The following is a 23,440-nucleotide window of genomic DNA, read 5'->3' on the forward strand; positions in this document are numbered from 1 at the left end:
TCCGCACGTCCCATGGAGTGGCGCTTTACGAATGATGACGCTCGGGTAAAATTGAAGAAACTTTACCCGACTTTAGAAGAATGACTGAGTACTAGGTTAAAGGTATGTGCTATCTCAACCGTTAGTTTATTTTCATCGAATAAAGCCGCACAGTGTCGCAATATCTCACCTTGATGCAGCTTTGCCTCTTCCAGATCCATCAGCGCAGGTGTCAGCATCAGCTCAAGACTGAAACGCACATTGCGCTTCCGCGCTTCGCTCCAATCGGTAGCAGGCGTAGGCTGTAAAATGGTTACTACGTCACCATAAGGCTTGACACAATTAAAGCAGCTTTGTAATACATCCGGACCGACCGTATCAAATGCAATATCCACACCATTACCAGCAGTCCACTGCGCTACCTCTGCCACCACATCTTGTGTTCTATAATTTATTATTTTGTCGACACCCAATCGTGCCACGAAGGCAGCTTTTTCTTCGCTACTCACTGTTGTTATTACTTTAGCATCGGCAAGTTTTGCCAACTGAATGGCCGCATGACCTACACCACCCGCACCTGCGTGAATTAATACTGTTTGGCCACTGATTACGTGGGTTCGGTCATGCAAGGCTTCCCACGCAGTAATAAAAACCAGCGGTGCTGCAGCCGCTTGTACAAATGATAAAGAACGTGGTTTCAATGCCAGCAAACTAGCATCTACTAGCGCATACTCGGCATAAGTGCCCTGGCGTTGATTAAAACCCGGCTGTGAAAAATAAACCTCATCCCCGGCTTTGAAATTCTGCACAAGAAAGCCAACAGATTCCACGATGCCTGCACCATCACAACCTGGAATAACGGGAAAAGAAACAGGAAAGCGCTCGGGCGCAATTCGAATCTTGGTATCAATCGGGTTGACACCGATAGCTTTGATACGAACAAGAACTTGATTCTTACCGCAATGACTGGGAGTCTCTATATCACCGTACTGCAAAACACTAGACGAACCACCTTTTTCAAAATATACCGCTTTCATAACAGCTCCAGCATTATCTTTTTATTGGGTATTAAATATTGGTCAGACCATTCCAGCAGTTTGATTTATTCTGCAGCGCAGAAATATCATTTAACAGATTAGTTTCCAAATAGTTTAACCACAGTCATTCAGAATACCGTCTTTTTGTTAATTTTTTATTTTAATTTCAAAATATTATATAAAAAAATACCATCACTTATGCCAAATTCAGGTGATAGTATGCATTAAATTTATGGTATCAACAATTTGGGATGCCATCAACAATACCAATAAAAATGAGCACTTAAGGATGCTTCTAATTTCCGAAAATTGCCAAACACAAAAAACCCCGATTTCTCGGGGTTTTTCAGTGATTTCTTGCTTCTATATGCGAGTAGTTGCCAGACTAGGAATCATTCCCATTCAATTGTAGCGGGCGGTTTGCCAGAGATATCATAGACAACCCGGTTAATACCGCGTACTTCATTAATAATTCGGTTAGAAACCTTACCTAGCAAGGTATAGGGCAATTCTGCCCAGTGAGCAGTCATAAAATCCTGAGTTTGGATGGCACGCAGTGCGATGACATACTCATAACTTCGACCATCGCCCATTACCCCTACTGACTTTACTGGCAGAAATACCGCAAAGGCCTGTGAGGTTCGTTCGTACCAACCAGAAGCTTGGAGTTCTTCAATAAAAATCGCATCCGCCTGGCGCAACAGATCGGCATATTCATGTTTCACTTCACCCAAAATTCTGACGCCTAATCCAGGTCCCGGAAAGGGGTGACGAAAGACCATATCGTGAGGTAAGTCCAGTACCAAACCTAATTCACGAACTTCATCCTTAAATAACTCACGCAGTGGTTCGAGCAATTTAAGGTGTAACGTGTCCGGGAGCCCTCCTACATTATGATGAGACTTGATGGTATGTGCTTTCTTGGTTTGACTGCCTGCTGATTCAATCACATCAGGATAAATGGTTCCCTGCGCCAACCATTTGGCATCGGTAATTTTTGCTGATTCACGTTGGAATATCTCGACAAATTCCCGACCTATAATACGGCGCTTTTGCTCGGGATCAGTAACACCCTGTAATTGCTCCAGGAATTGTTTGCTCGCATCAATGTGAATCACTTTAACATTGAGATTCTTGGTGAATATTTCCATGACCTGTTCAGCTTCATGCAAGCGTAATAAGCCGTTATCCACAAAGACACATGTGAGTTGATCGCCAATTGCCCGATGAATCAGTACGGCTGCTACAGAAGAATCGACACCGCCTGACAGGCCCAGGAGCACTTTGTCGTTGCCAACCTTAGCCTGAATTCTGCTAATCGATTCTTCTACATAATCGGGCATATTCCAATCATAGCCAGCGGCGCAAATGTTATGAACGAAGTGCTCAATAATAACTTTGCCCTGTAAGGTATGCGTTACTTCCGGATGAAATTGCAGACCGTAAAATTGCCGCACCTCATCAGCCATCGCTGCGATCGGTGTCGCAGCATTACTTGCAATGACTTTAAAACCCGTGGGTAATCCAACCACATTATCCCCATGGCTCATCCATACATCGAGGACTATTTGGCCTTCTGGGCTGGTACGATCACGAACTTCATCAAAGAATTTACAATCTTGGAGATATAGTTCGGCATAGCCAAATTCACGCTTTTTAGCGCTTTCTACATATCCGCCCAATTGCGCAGCCATTGTCTGCATACCATAGCAGATGCCCAAAACAGGAACACCCAGCTCAAAAACAATTTGTGGCGCGCGCGGAGTATCTTCAATGAAAGCAGACGCAGGCCCCCCCGACAAAATAATGCCTATGGGAGAGAAATCTATAATAAACTGAGGATTGACATCATAAGGATGTAGTTCACAATAAACATTGGTTTCTCGAACACGACGAGCGATTAACTGGGTATATTGGGAACCAAAATCCAGAATAAGAATTTTCTGGTGCATAAAGAGATTTGCTTTTATTCAACCTGATAATTAGGTGCTTCTTTGGTAATCTGCACATCATGAACGTGAGATTCACGTATGCCAGCGGAGGTAATTTCAATAAACTCTGCTTTAGTATGGATTTCTTCAATAGTACTACAGCCCAGATAGCCCATGCTCGAACGCACTCCCCCCACTAACTGGTGAATGACAGAGGAAATCGGCCCTTTATAGGGAACACGTCCCTCCACTCCTTCTGGAACCAGCTTATTGGTATCTTGAAGCTTACTATCCTGAAAATAGCGATCGCTCGACCCTTGTTGCATGGCAGAAAGTGAACCCATACCACGATAGCTCTTATATGATCTTCCTTGAAACAATTCAATTTCACCGGGTGCTTCTTCCGTACCAGCAAATAATCCACCTAACATAACAGTGCTGGCTCCTGCTGCAATCGCCTTGGCGATATCGCCTGAATAACGAATACCCCCATCCGCTATTGCCGGTACGCCTGTTCCTTCCAATGCCCTTGCTACGTTCTCAATGGCCGTAATCTGTGGCACCCCTACTCCGGCAACAATTCTAGTGGTACAGATCGAGCCAGGACCAATACCAACTTTCACTGCATCCACTCCGTTATCAACCAGTGCCTTGGCTGCCGCCGCAGTAGCAATATTACCGCCAACAACCTGGATTTTAGGAAAATGGTCCTTAACCCAGCGTACATGGTCGAGCACGCTCTGAGAATGCCCATGCGCAGTATCGACCACCAAAACATCCACCCCAGCTTCTATAAGTGCTTCTGCTCGTTCGTAGCTACCCTCACCGACGCCTATTGCCGCACCTACCCGCAACCGTTCCTGCTCATCCTTACTGGCATTTGGGTATTCTGTTGTTTTAGTAATGTCTTTGACGGTAATCAGTCCACGTAACTCAAATTCATTATTGATCACCAGAACTCTTTCCAGCCGATGCTTATGCAGTAAGGTCAAAACCTCTTCACGGGAAACGCCTTCTTTTACTGTTACCAAGCGTTTCTTAGGTGTCATGATATTTTTGATGGGCTGATCCAGATTGGTTTCAAATCGAAGATCCCGGTTAGTCACAATACCCACTACTTTGGAATTTTCAACGACAGGCAATCCGGATATCTTATGTTGCTGGATCAACTCAAGCACCCCTCGCACTGTCATATTGGGGGGAATCGTTATAGGATCCGTCACCACACCGCTCTCAAAACGTTTAACTTTAGTAATGTGTGCGGCTTGTGTTTCTATCGACATATTTTTGTGAATAATGCCGATACCCCCTTCCTGCGCAATGGCAATAGCTAATTGCGCCTCGGTAACGGTATCCATTGCTGCGGATACCAGTGGAATCTTGAGTTTAATGCTGCGGGTTAAGTGAGTAGTTAAATCTACATTTCGGGGTAAAACTGCTGAATGAGCAGGAATGAGTAAAACATCATCAAAGGTAAGGGCTTTCTGAATCAGTCGCATGTTAACGATCCTTTGCAAAGCGATATTATAACGAAACCACACATAAATATTGCAGAAAGTCCATAGCTGCAGAAATTAACCGCATTAAGCATACTGATAAAGTAACTCCCCTCATTTTCTAAATTGCTTGCTAAATGACCAGATAGCGATCATCACCAGCGTATTCTCAAGAAGCAACGCTCACTTTCGAAGCCAGATCTTCAGCCAGTTTTACAAGACTCGCGCCCTCTTCAAGACTATCAAGAAAGCGCTGAGGAATTCCAGATAAACCAGTTTGGGCACCTGTGAGCGCGCCCGTTAGAATCGCACGCGCCTGGTTTTGCCCTCCGCCATTAATCGCATGAAGGACGGCTGATTCAAAATCATTATGAAACCGGGCCGCCAAGTAATAAGCAGCCGGTAACTGATGATAGATAGCGCACGGCATGCCATAGACAATGGACACTTTCCACGCGGGCGCTATGCGGATTTCTGGATCTGCTACAGCTGCGGCCATATAAGAAGGGGTAAGCAATGCATCCGGAGAAGCAAAGCGGCCCGCGCGTGGAGGATCAGGATCGCCAAGGCGTGGCGGCTGCAAATCGTCGTGCGTCACTGCATGAAAAGGTAGTGCACCATTTTTCACTAGCTCCATAAGCTTTCCTGACAATTCAGTATCAAGCGCATGCCCTTGAACCAAAAGACCCAGCACAGCACCATAAGCTACGGTCATCGAAACCACCGTATCATCAACCTGGGTTAGCGTGGTATTGCCTGTAATAGCTGCTGCGAGCTGACTTGGTTGAAAAGCGTAGCGCACAGCGATCGCCAACGTGCGCTCGATCGCTTCGGTCGTATCCGCATGACTACCTGTTTGTCCCCATGGCCGCTTCTGCTGTACGCGGCGCCGCCATGCTTCACGGATCGATTGACTGGTGTAACCGCCCGGCCCGCACACGGGCGTGCCATCGAGCAGTGGAAACAGCTCTTCATCCATTCGCTGGCAGAAGTCATCTTGATCGTAGCCACCGCAATCGACCAGCGAGCGAACCGTCAAAGCCAGAATAAAACCTGCCTGTGATAATTGACCAGCCTTACAGCCTACATGATAGCGATTGGGCTTGGGATCAGTGTAACCATCAATCCAATCACCGTAATCATTACGCAGTTCGTCGAGATTGTAATACCAATGAGGGCCTAGACCCAAAGCATCGCCAATGAACGCACCCATGATGGCGCCCATGGCACGATCTTGAATATTTTTGTTTGGCATGTTTTTCTCCTATTGCCTCTCAGATGGTGTGAAGAAATCGGTAGCGAGTGTCCCACGCACAAATCGGACAGAACGCAGCGACAAAAAAACGAATAGGGTAAGTTTAGATGAATTTCGATGAAATCCCATATCAAATATGATGGGTAGGGAAACAAGCACTGCCAACACAGCGATCAGGGTGCGCAGTATATTATCGAAACTCGTTTTCACAACATCTCAGGCGACAGTGATTTCTTGGGATCGATACACATCCTGGATGGCATTCAACAATTTGACACCTTCATCGAAGGGTTTCTGGAAAGCCTTACGCCCGGAAATCAGTCCCATTCCGCCTGCTCGTTTATTGATTACAGCCGTACGCACTGCCTGATGCAAGTCATCTTTTCCAGATTCTCCGCCTGAATTAATCATCCCGACACGACCCATATAGCAGTTGGCTACCTGATAACGCACCAGGTCGATGGGATGATCACTGGTAAGATCGCTATATACCTTGGTGCTTGTTTTACCAAACTTAAGCGCAGTAAAGCCACCATTGTTTTCTGCCATTTTTTGTTTAACGATATCCGCTTCGATCGTCACGGCAAGATGATTGGCTTGGCCCGTCAGGTCGGCGCTAACATGGTAGTCTTTTTCTGCGGTCTTGAAAGCAGCATTGCGCATATAAGCCCACAGGATCGTTACCATTCCAAGGTCATGCGCATGCGCGAATGCTTCAGAAATTTCCTGTATCTGCCGGCGTGACTCCTCTGAACCGAAGAATACCGTCGCCCCAACCGCACATGCCCCCATGTCGAATGCTTGATCTACACTCGCAAATAAGGTTTGGTCATACTTATTAGGGTAGGTCAGTAATTCGTTATGATTGATCTTAAGAATAAAAGGAATTTTATGTGCGTAGCGGCGTGCCACCATCCCTAGCACACCCAGTGTGGAAGCCACTCCATTACATCCCCCTTCAATCGCCAATCTGACGATATTTTCAGGATCAAAGAACATGGGATTGGGAGCAAACGAAGCTCCTCCTGAATGCTCCACACCCTGATCGACTGGCAAAAGAGATAAATAACCCGTTCCTGCCAAGCGACCATGATTGTATAAAGCCTGAAGATTCCGTAACACACCCGGCTTACGATCACCAGCGGCTACTACCCGATCGACAAAATCTGGCCCAGGAACATGCAATCCTGCCTTAGGAATACCCTGACATACGTGATTGAGCAGTTTATCTGCTTCACCTCCCAATAATCCGGCAATATCAGTCATTTCAACCTCCTTTATAAATTCTCAAGAAAAATTGCTTGATCTTGACTCTTTTTTCATCTTTCGTTGACGAAAATAACGCTGGTTATCATAGTACGATGAATCAGTATTATCAGATGACCAGCCTGGATAGCCTAACACAGGCACGGGTGTTAAATCAGCCGATGTCAAATATTCGCGCGCTAGAAAATTATCAAGCCAAATATCAATCATGGTAATCTGATCGATCAATCCCCGTTCAAAAAAAGCTTCATTGACATGAAACAGAATACCTTTGCCTGTCATACCGAGATAAGGGCATAGCGCTTTCTCGTACAACCCATGGCCAAACAGAAAAAACTTCATTTGTTCAATGACTGCATCACGTTTCTCCCAGAACAAGGTTTTCCATTCAAAATTTTTTAGTAGTGTGATCAAGTCATCGTTGCTACTGGCGACGATGACTCCGGACTCATCAAGGAGCGTAGCCGCATCACGCAATGGACTACGCATTACTTTCTGATGCACGCTCTCCTGCAGCAAAGCACGATAATGCAACTGATTCAATGCTGCTTTAGAACGTGGGTAAGTTAACCAGACAAGGGCATTGAATAGATCATGCCAGTTGTGTTCGCGGGTTTGTATTTCTCCAGTCAAATAGATTCGAGGTTCATATCGTTGCACAAATTCGCGCGTAGCTTTTGCTTGTGGAACAAAACGTATTCGCTTGCCTGATTTTGTTGCAATCGCCCTAATGGGATCAGTATTCAATTGATTCAGGCATTCAATTCCAGGCCAATGATCAAGCTTCTCGAACGATTTCCCCGCTTCACGCACGGGCTCGAACATGGGCGAGGTCTGCAGAAAGCCTGAAACCCACTCATCTGAATGAGAACGCATCATCATTCCTGATGATTATTGACTTTAACTGCCAGCAAAATACTGAGTATCGTTGCAATGGCCGCAATGATTCCTACTGAATCATAATGGGTCAGCGCGCCATTTGCCGAAATTCCCATGATAGAACCAGCAAGTAACGAAGCCGAACCTGCTGACAATTGTTGCACCGATATATTGAAGCTCAAAAAACTGCCCCGCAGATGAGGTGTCACACTTGCAGTCACCAGCGCCATGGCCGGAACAAACCGGCCAGAAACCAGCATCATGAACAGTGTCGAAATACCCACCGCAAAAACTGTTGGCACCGGTGATAAATGCGTCACCATCAGGATAGGAAAAACTGACAAGGCCGCCGCCACCCCAAATATTTTTCTTTTGCCGTGGTAATCAGCCAGCTTCCCAAAGAAATGGGCAGTAAAGAAGGTTGCTAATCCACCAAAAAAATAAAGATAAGGCAAATCGACTTCTGCCATACCTATATTGATCACCATATAAGTGCTGATGAAAGGGCTCACAGAAAAGCCAGCAAACATCAGCGTAGCAATTAAAGCAAAGGCATATAAGTGATTGCGCACCCAGAAGATTGCGCGTAACTGCCGGAATGGGTGGCGTTCCTGATGATGGAGCAGATGACCGCGTAGTGGCGGCAACACACGCAGCACCACGATCACCATTACACAGCTGAGAGCGGTCAGCAGAAAATAGGAAGCGCACCAATCGATCAGATTGGCAAGCAACATGCCTATTGGCATGCCGATCACTGCCGCCATTGAGAAAGCCGACATGATGGTACCTGTCGCCACACCCCGCCGTTGCGCTGGAATAACGTCCGCAACAATCGCAAAGATAATGGCACTCAGGATGCCACTAACACCGCCTGCTACCGCACGCGCTAGCAGGAGCATTTTATAATCGATTGCCAGCGCACAGATCAGCGTGGCAATGCCCATGCCGCCACAAAGTAACAGCAAGATGATCTTGCGATCAAACCGATCAATGACAAATGAAGCGAAGAAACTGCATATTGCAGCACTGAATGCATAGGCCGAAATGAGTGTGCCGAATTGCTGCGGCGTAATAGCAAACAACTTCATGAACTGCGGACCCAAAGGCAGCATCATCATGAAATCCATAATATGCATGAAATGCGCACCTACCAACACAGCCAGAATAGGCTGTTCCCGCATGACTGGCCGCTGCGGGCTAATACCGCACTCAATTCGCTCAGTGCTGCTGCCCGCCTGGAGAATATCTTCAGTTTTTTCCAAAATTCAACCTAATTAATCAATAATCAATGATTACGTTCCGCAAATATCATGACAGACACATCTAAGATCGCTCATGCCAGTCTGCGTGAATCTAAATATTTTTCGTGAAACAGCTTTCTAAGAGAAGCCTATTTTAAATTGGTTCGATTTGTTTTGAATGGGGGAAAGGGACTAAAATTTTCCGCTATCGACGGATTCTCCAAAGAGGTCCATTCATTGACTATGAGAAAGCGTATTTTCCTTTACCCACAGACTGGCAGATCTGAGCTTTTCTCACCTTGTTGGCAGGGTCTTTGATTATGAAGGTCTATCTTTCTTCTACCTTGGATGATCTCGATCCCGAGCAGCAAGCGGTCAAGGATACGCTGGGCAGTAAGCGTGATGTGGTTAAATTTGAAAAATCAGATTTATTTAGGGAAGAAGCTTTTGTAACTGAAAAGCAGAAAAGAATAGGAAAGGAAAAAGATGATTTAAATATACTCAAGCAGCAAGAACGGCCGATTGCAAAGCCTTTGCCTGAAATTGCGACGCAATACAAAGACCACAAAATGGCGATTATTGCTGCTTACAAAACAGGCGCATACAGCCAGCGAGAAATCAGAGCGTTTTATCAATTACGCCCAACGACGATTGGGGTTATTGTGCGCAAGAATAAGAATTCTGGATCTGGCCTCTTATGCCTCCGATGTTCACCATCAAGCATTGCTGACTATAAAAACTGTTTGGGTTTATCTCCTCGTACGCAACTTCCGTTATATGCTTGTCCGGGTATCTTGAGAAGTTACTGCTTTCTATCAAAAAAAGAATCCTTAAACTTGAGTAAGAAAAATTACGAGTACGGAAATTTTCTTTGCCTTTTTACCTGATATCAACATGCATTCACTACGAATATAATTTACTACTTAGGCAAACGATTGAGCACAGCGAAAATAACCGTATACAGAGGTATGGAAAATGACAATTAAAAGAAGAGAACGTGATTATCTGGATGATTTAGATAATCCTTTACTTGAGCATGGTCGCCGTCTAGCATTAATATTGCTTACATATGTCCGAGATCTGGAAGCGGTGAGTGCATATGTAAACGACGAATCTTTGGATTTTGATCGAGAGATCGCTGAATTCGTGGATACCTTAAAATGTGTCAATTGCAGCAAAGAAATCAATATCGAAGGCTCTGTAATATATTGCTCAGAGTATTGTCAACAAATTGCAGGAACTATCCGATATGTTCGGCGTGGTCGTATTAACCAAAGAGAATCAGAGATTGAATTTCAAGTAGGGCTTGGCGATCGACTAAACCATTTACCTAATGGCGGCTATCCTGCACGTGATAGGCTTTTATCAAAGGAATTACGCGAAACAATTTTCAAACGCGATAATTATACCTGCCGTATTTGCGGCAAGAAAGCAGCCCAACAAATTGACCACATCAAAGGATCATCCAATGATCCTACAAATCTTCAAGCTGCATGCTCGGATTGTAACCGTGAAAAAGCATTCTTGAATCGGAGATTGATAACACCAGAAGAGAGAGAAGCTATAGAAAAATTGTATTTCAATATGGCAATGCGCATAGCTACTCCCTTTCCTTTGTTGGCTTGCGACGATCACGAGCGCTGGCAAAAAACTGAGCCAAAAATTCGAGGAGCACGTAAGAAGACTATAAAAGAAGCCTTGAACCCTTAAGGCAATGGAATGAACTCCTGCAACTAAAAAATACGATGATAGACCTTTTCTACGTGTGCAATATAAGCAAAGCCGGATGAGGTGTCAAACTCGCAATGGCATGCTTAAAAATGACAAAACAGTGATAAGCTCATTCTTCATTCCGCTGCGAGTAGAATTGAATCCGTCTAATTCCATTTCCAAATCAAAACTGACGCGAAGGCGAGCCGCGGACAGTATAAATAATATGGCAAGGAGATGCCGACAAAGTCAGTTTTGATTTAGAAATGGAATAACTTTCTTCTAGCCACTATTTGATCTGAATTGAGGGGAATTATCAGCATGTGTGAAAAATGCCACTCTGCAACGTCTCGTAATCTCAAAAAAAGCTATCATGATCAAATTCATTATGCACAGAAAGACCCGAGCAAACGCTTATTTTTGAAACAAGCTGCCGTCACTGCGCTGAGTTTGGGTTTCGCAAGCGCAGGTCTTGCCGGTGACAAAGATAAAACTATCTCCGAAGCCCCTACCCCGTTAATCCCCAAACCTGAAAATATCCTAACACCTGATCAAGCGCTGGAACGATTGATAGCTGGCAATGAACGCTTTGTCTCGGGCAAATCGGAGCCATTGGATTTTCATGATGTGGAAACCCCGCTCACCAAAGGACAGAACCCTTATGCCTCCATTTTAGGCTGCTCCGATTCAAGAGTTAGTCCCGAGCATTGTTTCGATGAGGCACTCGGCGATCTCTTTGTCGCGCGTGTCGCAGGCAACTATCTGACGCACGATAATCTGGCCACGTTGGAATATTCAGTCGCAGTGCTGAAAACCCCTTTGATCATGGTGCTCGGTCACGAAAGTTGTGGCGCAGTCAAAGCGGCAATCGATGCGGTCGATCATCACCAGGATTTTCCTGGTCACATCCAGTTACTGGCGAGTGCGATCGCGCCTGCCGTCAGAGCGGTGTCCGATACCTCCAGCAGCCGCCTGGTCAATGTGATCAAAGCTAACGTCATCATGACGGTCGAAAAGCTGAGAACCAAAACGCCCATACTAGATTATTATCATGATCGCAAAAAAATACGCATCGTGGGCGGGTTTTACCATCTTAAAACGGGCAGGGTTGAGCTCATCGCCTGAATAGGGCAATGATGGTCGATTTCTAGGGGGAATGCTTCAGCGCTTGCGGAATAGCTGCTTTCAAATAATAAATCATCGACCACAGTGTCAAGATTGCAGCCAGGTAAATCAGCCAGGTACCAATGACCTGCGAATCAAAATGCTCGCCGATTTTTTCGTGATAGAGCAATAGCGGAATCGCAATCATTTGCGAAGCTGTTTTTATTTTTCCCAGGAAGGAAACGGCAACGCTTTTGGCTTTACCGATATGCGCCATCCATTCACGTAAGGCCGAGACGGTAATTTCACGACCAATGATGATCAGTGCAATCGGCGCATCCAGTCTTTCCAGATGCACCAGCACGATCAAGGCGGCTGCGACCATTAATTTATCTGCGACTGGATCAAGAAAAGCACCAAAGGCTGACATCTGATTAAGCGTACGGGCTAGATAGCCATCTAGCCAGTCAGTGATGGCTGCCCCGCTAAAAATGATGGTAGCAATCAGATTCTGGCCAAACGGCGATAACCAGGTCGGCGGCAAATAAAAAATCCCGACAAATAAGGGGATCGCGAGTATCCGTAGCCATGTCAGCAGATTAGGAAGATTCATTGGCATAAATATAAAAATATCAGTTCTGTTGTTTAATATGCAGCAGCCACTTCACTACGTTTATTTTAGGGGCAAGCTCAATGGAGTTCACGGTAAATCTTCTCTGCCAGCGCCCGGCTGATGCCCTCTGTCTGTTGCAACTCTTCAACGCTTGCAGTCAGTACGCCTTTTAGTCCTCCAAATCGCCCCAGCAAGCTCTGGCGCCGTTTTGCACCAATGCCAGAAATCTGTTCCAGGCTTGAAACAGTACGTGATTTATTACGTCTGGCGCGATGCCCCTGAATGGCAAAGCGATGTGCTTCATCGCGAATCTGCTGAATCAGATGTAAACCAGCATGATCTGCCGGTAATTTTAACGGCTTTTCAGTCGACGGAAAAATCAATTGCTCCAAACCGGGTTTACGCCCCCCCCCTTTAGCTACGCCAAGAAAGGGTATGTCATTGAGTCCCAGCTCAATCAATACTTCCTGCGCCACACTTACCTGCCCCTTTCCACCATCGATCAGAATCAGATCCGGTAGCTTGCTCTCCTCCTCAGCCATTTTTGCATAGCGCCGTAGAAGCACCTGCCGCATCGCCCCATAATCATCACCAGGCATGATGTCAGCGATATTGTAACGGCGATACTCATTATTGCGTAGAGAGAAATTGTCATAAACCACACAGGAAGCCACCGTTGCTTCACCCATGGTATGACTGATATCGAAACACTCGATACGGGCCAGGCTCGGCAAATTCAAGGCAAGCTGTAAAGCTTGCAAGCGCTCTTCCTGACTGGCTTGCCTTTGCAGCCTCTGCTTCAGCGCTAACCGAGCATTCTCAGTCGCCATATTCAGCCATACACGCCGCTCACTGACTGGGTTGAGCACGATCGCTATCTTACGGCCGGCCTGCTCGGACAGCAAAGGTTGCAGAATATCCAAGTGGATTTTTTCACCGATTACAATCAATGGTGGAACATGTCGATTGAGATAGTGCTGTGTAATGAACGCTTCCAGGACATCCGGTAGCTCATAGCCCTGCACATTTTGTGGAAAAAAGCTCTTATCACCCAAATGCCGCCCCCCTCTGATCATGACCAGATTGACGCAAACTTCCTCAGCACCATCATGCAGGGAAGTGCAGGCGATGACATCCGCATCCAATGCCTTGCCGCTATCCACAAACTGTTTTTCTTGTATTTTTCGCAGTGCCTGCATCTGATCGCGGAAAATTGCCGCTTGCTCGTATTCCGTACGATCGGATGCGATCTGCATTTTTTCAGCGATATCTTTCAGCACCTCATTTTGCTTGCCTTGTAAAAAAAGCGAGGCGCTTTTGACGTCTTCACAATAATCCTCTGGTGAAATAAGGTTGACGCAAGGTCCGCTACAACGCTTGATCTGATAAAGCAGGCAAGGTCGAGTACGGTGATTGAACACGCTATCTTCGCAGGTACGCAAGCGAAACACTTTCTGCAAAAGATGAACGCTTTCTCTGACAACACCCGCATTGGGAAAAGGGCCGAAATACTGATGCTGATTATCCAGCGCGCCCCGATAAAAGGCCAATCGGGGATAAGCATGCTGACTCAGCATTAAATAGGGATAAGACTTGTCATCCCTGAATAAGATATTGTAGCGAGGCGCCAGGCTCTTGATCAGATTGTTCTCAAGCAGCAAGGCTTCCGACTCCGAACGCGTCACGGTCGTTTCGATTCCCGTAATGTGCGAAACCATGAGCTGGATACGCGGACTCAGATTGGATTTCTGAAAATAAGACGACACCCGTTTCCTAAGATCAATCGCCTTACCGACATAAATAACTTCCCCAGCTGCGTTCAGCATACGGTACACGCCCGGCAGAGCGGGCAAAGTCGATGAGAAGACCTTGCCGTCAAATGCTGTTACTGACAAAACGCTTATTTCCTGTTATTCATCATCACCGAGCAAAGTTCCGCCAATCGCCCAGTTTTCATGGGGCATTTCATCAAAAGAAATATAGGTATAAGACTTGGGTTTATTGCCTACACGCTCCAGAGTATCGGTAATTTCCTCGGCAATCTGCTTTTTCTGTTCTCGGCTCCATGTGCCGGCAATACGGATATTGACATAGGGCATCTCAGTTTCTCCAAAATAAATTGATCAGGTTGGTAATGCCAGATCTGCACACACTCTGGCAATGACTTGCTCGAACATTTCCGCTGTCAAGCGTTTGGTTTGTGTATTGTAACGACTACAGTGATAGCTGTCATAGAGTCTCAATCCATTGGGCAGACTGTGTATAGCCCCATGACTGAAAGGAAAGTCTTTTATTTTATATCCTTGCGCCATCAATCCCGCCTGATGAGCCACATTACCCAAAGCCAGGATGCCCTGTCCACCATGCGCTGCAAACTCGGCTATTTCAGCCGACAAATAGACATTACATTGCCGTACCTCGCTGGGTTGCGGCTTGTTTGCAGGTGGCAAGCACTTGACAGCATTGGTAATACGGCAGTTGAGCAAACGTAAATCATCATCCACTGAAATCGACTCGCAATGACTGGCCAAGCCAAACTTATAAAGCGTTTGGTAAAGCAGAATACCGGCAAAATCACCGGTAAAAGGCCTGCCCGTACGGTTTGCACCATGCATACCTGGGGCGAGACCAATGATCAGCAGCTTAGGGGATAAATCACCGAATGCCGGTACCGGTTTGGCATGGTAGTCTGGATATTGGATTCTGACCGTATCCAGAAATTCAGCCAGGCGAGTACACTGCCGGCACTTCTCAAGAAAAGAAGCGGGTGTGGGATTACAAGCTTTTTGATGTAGAATGGTCATTTTTATAAGAAAAAAGCAATGGCAAAAGTTCTTGCAACTGAAATTCGTGTTGGCCATTTGATCGAATGGGACAAACGGATCTGGCGTGTACTGAAATGTTACCATGTTCATGTCGGCGGTCGTGGCGGTGCCTTTATGCAGGTTGAGATGAAGGATATCGAAGCCGGTACTAAAACCAATCAGCGTATTCGCACTGAAGATAAAGTCGAATGTGCCATTATCGAACCACGGGAAATGACCTTTCTTTATCAGGAAGGGAACGACTATATTTTCATGGACAAGCAAACCTACGAACAAATGAGTTTGTCGCAAGATTTCCTTGAAGGACAAAGCGAGTATCTGCTTCCCAATACCGATGTGCTGGTTAACTTCCATCATGATCGCCCGATTGGTGTGCAACTTCCCCCGAGTGTCATACTCACCATCGTGGATACCGAACCCAATCTCAAAGGTGCAACGGCTACCAGTTCCTATAAACCTGCAACTCTGGAAACCGGATTGGTCGTCATGGTACCCTCTTTTGTAACTCAAGGCGAAAAGATTAAAGTCAACACTGATAATGGCGAATATATCGAACGTGTCTGAAACAATTTAACAAACTGAAAGATTAAGTTATCTGGATTGACATGAACAATTGGAGATTAAATTCGATCGATATTGAATTGCCACCCTTTATAAATGGCGATCGATTATCCGACCCAATCTCCTGTTAGCTTTCCGATCTCCTTTTATGGTGTATGTTGGCTATTTATTACGCTGTTTGCTGTCTTATGCTTATGCGCGCTTAGTCCTGTCGTTATCGCAGCCCAAGCCAATCAAAACTCAAACAGCGAATCAGAATCGGCTGCCGTAGTCGAACTCTCTGCGCCGAAGTCCGTCAAGAAGCTCATAAAAAAACACATCCCCCTTCCTGAGGAACCCTTTGCCCATGACATTGCGCAGGCAGCTTTTGTTCGCAAGATAAGGCAGGAGATCAAAGAATTACTAGCAACTGAAGGCTATTTCACTGCTACTGTTACACTAGAAGATCATTTAACTGGAGAAAAACCCACCCTGAAAGTGGTTCCTGGGCCGCGCACTAGAGTGACTGAAGTAACGATTGAATTTCAGGGGGATTTGGCAGTAGAGACACCTGAGCATCACCAGCGAATCGAGCAGTTACGCGCTAGCTGGCTATTAACACCACGCAAATTTTTTCGTAGTTCTGCCTGGGAAGAAGCCAAAGCAGCCTTGTTATCCAGCGTAGCCGAGCGTGAATATGCGGCTACCCAAATTGTCAGCAGTCAGGCTGAAGTTGATCCTGCGGCAGCAAATGCAAAATTGCGCATAGTGATCGATTCTGGACCAGTATTCTACTTCGGTGACTTACAGATTACTGGGCTGGAACGATACGATCAAAGCCTGATAAGCAACTATGCTTCTTTCCAAAAGGGTGATCCTTATCACCGGGATAAACTGCTCGCTTTCCAGGCCGCGTTACAGAATATCCCTCACCTTAGCTCTGCCTCAGTCAGTATCCGTCCCGATATTGCGTATCACCAGGCCATTCCGGTAGAAGTCATACTGACCGAGGCGCATTCCCGGCGGATCGCCATAGGTGCTGGCTATAGCACCAACACTGGCGCTCGAGGAGAAATCAATTATCGTAATTACAATTTCCTGAACCGGGCATTGAATATGAGCAGCCTGCTCCGTTATGAACAAAAGCGGCAGATCTTCTCGGCAAAAATCGACACGGTCCCAGACGAAAACAATTATCTCTATAGCCTGGGAGCACGAGTCGAGCGGACCGACATCGAGGATCTAAGAACATTCAATCAAAAAGTCAGCCTCACCCGAGACCGAACTATGGAAAAAATGCGAACACAGCTCGGTATCGCTTGGCAAAGGGAAGAAAGGCAGCCGGTAGGCGCACCCGATACCACAGCCCATGCATTAGCACTTGACACATGGTGGCGTTATCATAATGTAGATAACCCTCTACATGCCAGACGTGGCCATATTACAGAAATGCGCATTGGCGGTGGCAGCCAATATCTGCTTTCAAAACGGGATTTTGTGCGCACGTACGCACGACATCAGCACTGGTGGCCAATTGGAGCGCGTGACGTGCTGTTTCTACGTGCTGAAGTGGGTTATACCCTGGCTTCATCACGTGATGGCATTCCTCAGGAATATTTATTTCGTGCGGGCGGCATTCAATCAGTACGGGGATATGATTTTCTAAGCTTGGGGGTACGTGAAGGCGATGCCATTGTGGGTGGACGCACACTGGGCACGGGGACACTCGAATATGTGCGCTGGTTTACTGAGAATTGGGGCACCGCTTTGTTCGCGGATGTGGGTGATGCGGCAGACTCTTGGCGGTCTTTCAACCCATCACTCGGCTATGGTAGCGGTATTCGCTGGCGCAGTCCCGCTGGCCCGCTGGCGCTCGATTTAGCCAGACGGCATGACACCGGCACGCTGCGGGTACATTTCTCGATTGCGGTAGCTTTCTAGTTAGTTGAAAAAATGCAGAATAATGATACCAATCCGAAACCAAGGAAAAATAGCAAAAAATCCTGGTTATTCATTTTTTCTCTCTCGTTGACGCTTACTCTGGCAGCAAGCAGCATTTGGGTAACCACCAGCACCACTGGCCTAAGATTCCTGCTGTCTACGGTGTCCCACTTCAGTGGTGAGCGTATTATATTTGAGGACGTTAATGGCACATTACGTGCTTTGAGCATAAAAAAGATTAGCTATACCAGTGACGATTTGCGCTCCACCATTGACGACATCGAACTACATTGGCAACCTCAGTTATTATTCTCCAAGCAATTATCGATCGATATGCTGGCAGTCAACGCGATTGAGTTGCAGTCTTCGCCCTCCACAGAACCATCGGTTTTGCCGGAAAGTTTGCGGCTGCCTCTCTCAATAGCCATCCAAAAGCTGGAAATTGGCGTTTTGCAGATATTGACCATCGGAAAAGAGACGCCGGATTTGACGGTCACAAATATAGCAGCAAGCGTCGAAAGTGATGCTCACCGCCATCTCCTGCAGAAAATTTCGCTTGATCTGGAACTTGGAAAACTGACTGGGTTAGTTCAGCTGAGCCCAGATCGGCCTTTTAATCTGAATGCCCAGATTACGCTCGATAATCAGCAACACGCTGCCAATAGCGCTATACCTGAAGCCTCTGTCTCAATCAATCTGATCGGCAACCTGGAAGAAATCAATGGAACCATCACCGGAATGAGCGCAGGTGCTCAAGGTAAGGGAGAATTTGTAGTGCGCCCGTTTGCAACCATGCCGCTTGCCAAGCTTCAGCTATCGCTAGACCAACTGAATCCTCAAGCCTTTTGGGTTGATATGCCCAAAGCCAATCTGTCCATTGATGCCCATTTGCTTGAGAATACTGCCGGAAAGCTGCAGGGAAGCATGATCATCAAAAATGGTCTTCCACTACCACTTGATCAGAATGGCCTGCCTGTGATGGAAGTCCGCGCGCAGTCTTCCATTTCGATGGAGGAAATCCAGCTTGACGGTATACTGCTGAAATTAGCCGATAATGCCAGTATTACGGGTCATTTCGCCTGGCAAATAGCTCAAGCGACAGGATCTGCGGATCTCAAAGTCAATCAGCTCAACCCCGCCGCACTGGATACACGACTGAAAGCTGCAAAAATCAATGGCTCTCTCAAACTCGCGGGTGATACCGCAACGCAGCAAGGGATGATCTCTCTCCGCGATAAGGCACTATCCCTTGAAGCGAGTCTAACTCGCACAGAAGCTGCCGTCAGTCTGGAAAAATTGACGCTGCGCCATGATACCTCTACGCTGACTGGGCGAGGTCAACTGAATCTGAAAGAATCTCAATCTTTTCATTTTGAAGGTATGCTCGGTCAGTTTAATTTGGCTTCGTTCATGCAGGCGCCGCCCTCAAATTTGAACGCAACACTCAAATTTTCGGGAAAACTTGCCCCACAAATCAGTGGCGTCGCGAGTTTCACCGTGACGAAAAGCCAGTTCGCCCAGCAGCCAGTGATAGGTAAAGGTCAGCTAGCGTTTGATGATACCAAGCGAATCAAAAGCGAAGTCAGCTTACAAATTGGCAGCAATCAACTCAGCACTCAAGGTGCTTTTGGTAACAAAGGGGATCGGTTATTACTGAATATTGCCGCACCCGCACTGGCACAGTTGGGGTTAGGGCTGGAAGGCGATCTCAATGCACAGGTAACCCTGGCCGATACCTTAGATTCTCCCCGGCTACTCATTGAAAGCAGCGCGAAGCGCTTGATGATTAGCAACCACCACCTATCGAATTTTACCATCACAGGAAATCTGCACGAAACAGCTGTGGCACTCGATATCAAAACTGAAAACTATCGTTTGGATACCGAAGATTATCTGAAAAGCTTAACGATCACATTGTCCGGCAATAAGGCCCGGCATACGCTAAGCATAGAAACGGGTTTACCAAAGGATTCACATCTTGCATTTCAGACTACAGGAAAACTCGCTCTTCCTACAGAAAACCCACAGCATTTTCAATGGAATGGCGAACTGGAAAAATTATCGGCGACTGGCTTGCTGCCCTTTCACTTCTTAAACCAGCCCACACTCAGCATCAGTCAAAAACGGATTACCTTGGGGCCGGCCAGAATTTCTGTTGCTGAAGGTGAAATCAACATACTCGACACCCATTGGACCCCACAGCAATGGTCAACCCGTGGAACATTAGCGGGTATTACCCTGAAATCAGAAAATGCACTGCCTCAAAGCGTTCAAGCATTGCAAATGGGAGGTGAATGGGATATCACCGCCAGCAAGCAGTTGAGGGGTCATCTACGCATCGCTCGCGAAAGGGGCGACTGGGCATTCTTGCTCGAAGACTCTCCCCTTCAACTGGGCTTGCAACAATTTCAATTCGATGCGCGTGCCCAGAATGGTAGCTTGTCAGCAGATTTGGTAATTCATGGTGAACGAATTGGGGAAACAGTGGCAAACGGAATTATCCCTTTAGTCTATAAAGATGGCGTCTGGCAAATAGCTCATGACCTGCCGCTGAGTGGCAAAATAAACGTCAATGTTGCAGATTTATCCTGGATTGGGCCAATAGTAAACAGTAACCTGAAAAGTAATGGTCGATTTTCCATCCAAGCCAATGTAGCCGGCACGTTTAATCACCCTCGCCTAGACGGCTCTATCCTTGGAGAAGAACTGGCGATTGCCCTGCTGGATCAAGGTATGCATCTGCAACAAGGAAGCCTCAAAGCCCATTTCAATCAAACCTTATTGCAAATCAACACCCTTACTTTCGTTGCCCCCCATCAATCTCCACCCGGTGATCCCCTCTTATCCAAAATAAAATTGCCCAAAGAGTCAGGACAACTTACGGTAATGGGGGCCATCGATTATCAAGACCAACGCAGTCATTTAACGATTGACATAGATCACCTCCCCTTAGCGCAACAGCCTGATCGGTGGATCGTGGCTTCTGGAAATGGCCAGGTGAGCCTAAATAAGCAACAACTCACGATCGATGGAAAATTGACAACCGATGCCGGTTTTTTACTCCAGCCTGAAGCTGGACAACCACAATTATCTGATGATGTGGTCATCATTGGGCAGTCTGCTCTCCCTGCCAATTCTCAGAAGATTCTGGTAAATCTGGACGCTACATTGGATTTAGGGGAACATTTCTACTTGCGCGCGTCTGGGTTAGAAGGCCGATTAGCTGGGCAATTGCATTTAAGCAGCAAACCTGGACGAGCACTGCATGCAATCGGAACGATTGCTGCTCGTGATACGCTCTTTAATGCTTATGGCCAACGCTTAACGGTGCAACGCGGTATCGTCAGCTTTGATGGCCCCCTCGACGATCCAGCACTGAACGTACTGGCAGTCCGCAAGGATTTACCTGTGAACGCAGATGCTAGCGCCTATTATGATCGACGCTTGGGCGCAGGCAGCATCGCTAGCTCTGATAGCCCCGGGCTCAACGCACTGTCAGCCCGCAAGGATCTGGCTGTGGAAGCAGGTGTTCAAGTCACGGGTACGGTACGCCATCCGATTATTAAGCTGGTATCCACCCCCAACGTCCCCGATTCTGAAAAGCTATCTTGGATCGTATTGGGACGTGCGCCTGATGCCAGCGGCGTGGATACTTCATTGCTGATCGCTGCTGCTAGCTCTATTCTAGGTGGGCAATCCGGCGGTGGTGTGATTGATCAAATCGGTCAAGCGCTGGGTGTCGATGAGTTTTCGATTAGACAACAGCAGGCGACCGGGAGTACAACCGACAGCGCATTAAGCAGCCAGATCGGCGTTGTCGGTAAGCGTCTTAGCTCGCGTGCCTATCTTAGTTATGAACGAGGACTCACCACCGCAGCCGCGGGTATCACCAAACTCACCTACAGCCTGACACGAAATATTACTCTAGTGACCCGCGCAGGTGACGATAATGCAATCGATCTGTACTATACTTTTCAGTATGATTGAGCAAAACGAGAGTAGATCGGCTTCGACAGTCCTCGGTTAACTTTACCTGTTCGCTCCAAGATTATTTGTAATATTTATTCATGAATCCAACCAACGACTACTACTACTCAGAACAGAAGTAATACTCTAACCCTAATATTTCATAAATTCGCGTGATGATCACGCAGGATTTTGATTAATAGGGAAGTTTTGAGAAGGAGGGGTGTAGTGATTCATACACCCGACTGAGCAAAATCTTTCTTATTAATCAAAAGACAAGTGAGGGCACGCGCCAATTTATGAAATATTCGGGCTAGCTGCGGAGGTTTTTCTATCTGCTTTGTGCATGTGCTTCCGATTTCCTGATGCAGCGTACTGCTGAGCTGCCATATCCCCAAGTGATGAGCGCCTCCCCCTTATGCTCCCATAGGGACTCGTTACGGCCCTGATACTTCGAGCCGCTGGCACTCGGCTGCAGATACATCAGCGATACCTGATCACCGCGCTCAGCAATCAGCGTAGGAGGATCGGTCTGGAAGAAGGTGGTCACAATTTCATATTTTGAATCGGAATTACAGGCATAGAAGAAAGGTCCATTGCTGGCAACCAGGCGATATCTTGCTTGCAACTCGGCAATGCGAAGCTGATAGCTATCCTCGACACACTTATGCTGATCTTCACTTTTCCAGCAATCGTTCCGTCCCTTGACCCAACCACGCTGTTCCGCCTTAAGTACAGGCGGATGTTCATTGACTGCTTTCCTGGACGCCGCAGCGTAAGCCTCAGAAAGCTTCTGGTCCAGCTTAGCCAATTCTTCATCCTTGCAGATTATCTCTTCGATACTGCCGTTCTTCGTTTTCCTACAGTCGAAGGATGGGATATCAGCAAGAGCTGCGCCAGATGACAAACAAAAGACTGAGACCAGCACAACAGGAAAACCAAGCATTGTCATGCTAAGAAAAAAGTATTCATGAGTGCATTGTGCATTCATTGCCTCCTATTGGAATGATCCCGAGCCTAGCGGTGATCTCCTCTACCGTAAGCAGCACGCTCTACCTTGCTTACCTGCCAAAGTCCATCTTTCCCCACCTTAAGGTAAAGTATAAATTGTTCCCCATTCAGTGAATCATCAGCATATCCCAGGAACTCTACTGTCACAACGGCTTCAGAGTAGGGTTCTTCTCCTTTTCCAAATTTCGCCAAGATTTTTTGCTCTCGCCCTGCTATGGCTGTGCCCATTGATTCAGTTGCTAAATAGAGCGCAGTTTTGTAGGCCAGAATCATGGGTTGGTGAAGCAATGTCTTGTCTATCTTCGCTGCGACCGAGATCTCTTCCTGAACTTGAGCAAGGTCAACCAAGGTAGCTGGTTTCCAGAAATCTTCCGCTTTGGCAATCGATATCCAGAGGATGGAGGTGACGAGACTGATTATGATCACTTTCAAGTAATGGGATTTCATTGTCTGTGCTCCTTATCCTTTTACGTAAGCCTCGCTAAGCTATATGGAGTCATCTGACGATACGCCATTGAGTCATGCAATCTGGTAATTCAGGTATTTCGGCAATAAACAGCTTGTCTTTTTCACTCGAATAAATAATAGTTTCGTATTTATACATCACTATTTACCTGCCAATGAACTCCTTTGTATTCATTTC

19 protein-coding genes are annotated in these 23,440 nt (G+C 46.6%); 6 read left to right on the forward strand and 13 right to left on the reverse strand.

Annotated features, from left to right (window positions below):
- Nucleotides 1-62: 62 nt before the first annotated feature.
- From BLP80_RS06030 to BLP80_RS06060, 7 genes are all read right to left on the reverse strand, one after another.
- Nucleotides 63-1,016, reverse strand: coding sequence for a zinc-binding dehydrogenase (locus tag BLP80_RS06030; protein WP_090541309.1), 954 nt, complete (start codon nucleotides 1,014-1,016; stop codon nucleotides 63-65).
- Nucleotides 1,017-1,408: 392 nt separating this feature from the next.
- Nucleotides 1,409-2,968: a glutamine-hydrolyzing GMP synthase gene (gene guaA / locus BLP80_RS06035; RefSeq protein ID WP_090541312.1), complete on the reverse strand. Its 1,560-nt coding sequence runs from the start codon at nucleotides 2,966-2,968 to the stop codon at nucleotides 1,409-1,411.
- 14 nt (nucleotides 2,969-2,982) lie between these two features.
- Nucleotides 2,983-4,446 carry an IMP dehydrogenase gene (guaB, locus tag BLP80_RS06040; protein WP_090541314.1) on the reverse strand — a complete coding sequence of 488 codons (1,464 nt, stop codon included), beginning with the start codon at nucleotides 4,444-4,446 and terminating at the stop codon, nucleotides 2,983-2,985.
- Nucleotides 4,447-4,612: 166 nt separating this feature from the next.
- The gene (locus BLP80_RS06045; protein WP_090541317.1) at nucleotides 4,613-5,698 is read right to left on the reverse strand and encodes an ADP-ribosylglycohydrolase family protein; all 1,086 of its coding nucleotides are present in this window, start codon (nucleotides 5,696-5,698) and stop codon (nucleotides 4,613-4,615) included.
- A gap of 216 nt (nucleotides 5,699-5,914) precedes the next feature.
- Entirely contained in the window at nucleotides 5,915-6,964 is a 1,050-nt protein-coding gene (locus BLP80_RS06050) for a class I fructose-bisphosphate aldolase (protein WP_090541320.1), read from the reverse strand.
- A gap of 21 nt (nucleotides 6,965-6,985) precedes the next feature.
- Nucleotides 6,986-7,840 carry a DUF3025 domain-containing protein gene (locus tag BLP80_RS06055; RefSeq protein WP_256324975.1) on the reverse strand — a complete coding sequence of 285 codons (855 nt, stop codon included), beginning with the start codon at nucleotides 7,838-7,840 and terminating at the stop codon, nucleotides 6,986-6,988.
- Nucleotides 7,841-7,842: 2 nt separating this feature from the next.
- On the reverse strand, nucleotides 7,843-9,108 hold the full coding sequence (locus BLP80_RS06060) for an MFS transporter (RefSeq protein ID WP_090541323.1): 1,266 nt from the start codon (nucleotides 9,106-9,108) through the stop codon (nucleotides 7,843-7,845).
- 299 nt (nucleotides 9,109-9,407) lie between these two features.
- Here BLP80_RS06060 and BLP80_RS06065 point away from each other — a divergent pair, with 299 nt between their 5' ends.
- The 3 genes from BLP80_RS06065 to BLP80_RS06075 all read left to right on the forward strand — a co-directional run bounded on the left by BLP80_RS06065 (nucleotide 9,408) and on the right by BLP80_RS06075 (nucleotide 11,922).
- Nucleotides 9,408-9,974: a hypothetical protein gene (locus tag BLP80_RS06065; protein ID WP_090541326.1), complete on the forward strand. Its 567-nt coding sequence runs from the start codon at nucleotides 9,408-9,410 to the stop codon at nucleotides 9,972-9,974.
- Nucleotides 9,975-10,062: 88 nt separating this feature from the next.
- Nucleotides 10,063-10,797: an HNH endonuclease gene (locus BLP80_RS06070; protein ID WP_090541329.1), complete on the forward strand. Its 735-nt coding sequence runs from the start codon at nucleotides 10,063-10,065 to the stop codon at nucleotides 10,795-10,797.
- 321 nt (nucleotides 10,798-11,118) lie between these two features.
- Nucleotides 11,119-11,922 carry a carbonic anhydrase gene (locus BLP80_RS06075; RefSeq protein ID WP_090541332.1) on the forward strand — a complete coding sequence of 268 codons (804 nt, stop codon included), beginning with the start codon at nucleotides 11,119-11,121 and terminating at the stop codon, nucleotides 11,920-11,922.
- A gap of 22 nt (nucleotides 11,923-11,944) precedes the next feature.
- Here BLP80_RS06075 and pgsA read toward each other — a convergent pair whose 3' ends face one another.
- The 4 genes from pgsA to BLP80_RS06095 all read right to left on the reverse strand — a co-directional run bounded on the left by pgsA (nucleotide 11,945) and on the right by BLP80_RS06095 (nucleotide 15,318).
- Nucleotides 11,945-12,520, reverse strand: coding sequence for a CDP-diacylglycerol--glycerol-3-phosphate 3-phosphatidyltransferase (gene pgsA / locus BLP80_RS06080; RefSeq protein ID WP_090541335.1), 576 nt, complete (start codon nucleotides 12,518-12,520; stop codon nucleotides 11,945-11,947).
- A gap of 71 nt (nucleotides 12,521-12,591) precedes the next feature.
- The gene (uvrC, locus tag BLP80_RS06085; RefSeq protein ID WP_090541337.1) at nucleotides 12,592-14,409 is read right to left on the reverse strand and encodes an excinuclease ABC subunit UvrC; all 1,818 of its coding nucleotides are present in this window, start codon (nucleotides 14,407-14,409) and stop codon (nucleotides 12,592-12,594) included.
- A gap of 15 nt (nucleotides 14,410-14,424) precedes the next feature.
- The gene (locus BLP80_RS06090; RefSeq protein ID WP_090541341.1) at nucleotides 14,425-14,613 is read right to left on the reverse strand and encodes a tautomerase family protein; all 189 of its coding nucleotides are present in this window, start codon (nucleotides 14,611-14,613) and stop codon (nucleotides 14,425-14,427) included.
- Between the two features lie 24 nt (nucleotides 14,614-14,637).
- Nucleotides 14,638-15,318, reverse strand: coding sequence for a uracil-DNA glycosylase (locus BLP80_RS06095; protein WP_090541342.1), 681 nt, complete (start codon nucleotides 15,316-15,318; stop codon nucleotides 14,638-14,640).
- 18 nt (nucleotides 15,319-15,336) lie between these two features.
- Between BLP80_RS06095 and efp the strand changes: the two genes are divergently transcribed.
- From efp to BLP80_RS06110, 3 genes are all read left to right on the forward strand, one after another.
- On the forward strand, nucleotides 15,337-15,903 hold the full coding sequence (gene efp / locus BLP80_RS06100) for an elongation factor P (protein WP_090541344.1): 567 nt from the start codon (nucleotides 15,337-15,339) through the stop codon (nucleotides 15,901-15,903).
- A gap of 93 nt (nucleotides 15,904-15,996) precedes the next feature.
- Nucleotides 15,997-17,820 carry an autotransporter assembly complex protein TamA gene (locus BLP80_RS06105; protein WP_090541347.1) on the forward strand — a complete coding sequence of 608 codons (1,824 nt, stop codon included), beginning with the start codon at nucleotides 15,997-15,999 and terminating at the stop codon, nucleotides 17,818-17,820.
- 12 nt (nucleotides 17,821-17,832) lie between these two features.
- Nucleotides 17,833-21,807, forward strand: a complete 3,975-nt coding sequence (locus BLP80_RS06110) for a translocation/assembly module TamB domain-containing protein (RefSeq protein ID WP_090541350.1) — start codon at nucleotides 17,833-17,835, stop codon at nucleotides 21,805-21,807.
- Between the two features lie 310 nt (nucleotides 21,808-22,117).
- Here the strand turns inward: BLP80_RS06110 and BLP80_RS06115 are convergent, their stop codons facing one another.
- Together BLP80_RS06115 and BLP80_RS06120 are read right to left on the reverse strand one after the other, a co-directional pair.
- Nucleotides 22,118-22,777 carry an MliC family protein gene (locus tag BLP80_RS06115; RefSeq protein ID WP_218120394.1) on the reverse strand — a complete coding sequence of 220 codons (660 nt, stop codon included), beginning with the start codon at nucleotides 22,775-22,777 and terminating at the stop codon, nucleotides 22,118-22,120.
- Between the two features lie 26 nt (nucleotides 22,778-22,803).
- Complete coding sequence (locus tag BLP80_RS06120) at nucleotides 22,804-23,244, reverse strand: hypothetical protein (RefSeq protein ID WP_090541353.1); 441 nt, start codon at nucleotides 23,242-23,244, stop codon at nucleotides 22,804-22,806.
- Nucleotides 23,245-23,440 lie beyond the last annotated feature (196 nt).

The sequence above is a fragment of the Nitrosomonas sp. Nm132 genome, assembly GCF_900100485.1.
Lineage (GTDB): Bacteria > Pseudomonadota > Gammaproteobacteria > Burkholderiales > Nitrosomonadaceae > Nitrosomonas.

Excerpts from the sequence above, each read along its gene's own strand:
- BLP80_RS06120 (WP_090541353.1), bottom strand. The coding sequence starts at position 23,244 with ATGAAATCCCATTACTTGAAAGTGATCATAATCAGTCTCGTCACCTCC.
- BLP80_RS06075 (WP_090541332.1), top strand. The coding sequence starts at position 11,119 with ATGTGTGAAAAATGCCACTCTGCAACGTCTCGTAATCTCAAAAAAAGC.
- pgsA (WP_090541335.1), bottom strand. The coding sequence starts at position 12,520 with ATGCCAATGAATCTTCCTAATCTGCTGACATGGCTACGGATACTCGCG.
- BLP80_RS06070 (WP_090541329.1), top strand. The coding sequence starts at position 10,063 with ATGACAATTAAAAGAAGAGAACGTGATTATCTGGATGATTTAGATAAT.
- BLP80_RS06110 (WP_090541350.1), top strand. The coding sequence starts at position 17,833 with ATGCAGAATAATGATACCAATCCGAAACCAAGGAAAAATAGCAAAAAA.
- BLP80_RS06115 (WP_218120394.1), bottom strand. The coding sequence starts at position 22,777 with ATGAATGCACAATGCACTCATGAATACTTTTTTCTTAGCATGACAATG.
- BLP80_RS06105 (WP_090541347.1), top strand. The coding sequence starts at position 15,997 with ATGGCGATCGATTATCCGACCCAATCTCCTGTTAGCTTTCCGATCTCC.
- efp (WP_090541344.1), top strand. The coding sequence starts at position 15,337 with ATGGCAAAAGTTCTTGCAACTGAAATTCGTGTTGGCCATTTGATCGAA.
- BLP80_RS06095 (WP_090541342.1), bottom strand. The coding sequence starts at position 15,318 with ATGACCATTCTACATCAAAAAGCTTGTAATCCCACACCCGCTTCTTTT.
- BLP80_RS06050 (WP_090541320.1), bottom strand. The coding sequence starts at position 6,964 with ATGACTGATATTGCCGGATTATTGGGAGGTGAAGCAGATAAACTGCTC.
- BLP80_RS06030 (WP_090541309.1), bottom strand. The coding sequence starts at position 1,016 with ATGAAAGCGGTATATTTTGAAAAAGGTGGTTCGTCTAGTGTTTTGCAG.
- BLP80_RS06090 (WP_090541341.1), bottom strand. The coding sequence starts at position 14,613 with ATGCCCTATGTCAATATCCGTATTGCCGGCACATGGAGCCGAGAACAG.
- BLP80_RS06065 (WP_090541326.1), top strand. The coding sequence starts at position 9,408 with ATGAAGGTCTATCTTTCTTCTACCTTGGATGATCTCGATCCCGAGCAG.
- guaB (WP_090541314.1), bottom strand. The coding sequence starts at position 4,446 with ATGCGACTGATTCAGAAAGCCCTTACCTTTGATGATGTTTTACTCATT.
- guaA (WP_090541312.1), bottom strand. The coding sequence starts at position 2,968 with ATGCACCAGAAAATTCTTATTCTGGATTTTGGTTCCCAATATACCCAG.
- BLP80_RS06045 (WP_090541317.1), bottom strand. The coding sequence starts at position 5,698 with ATGCCAAACAAAAATATTCAAGATCGTGCCATGGGCGCCATCATGGGT.
- BLP80_RS06055 (WP_256324975.1), bottom strand. The coding sequence starts at position 7,840 with ATGCGTTCTCATTCAGATGAGTGGGTTTCAGGCTTTCTGCAGACCTCG.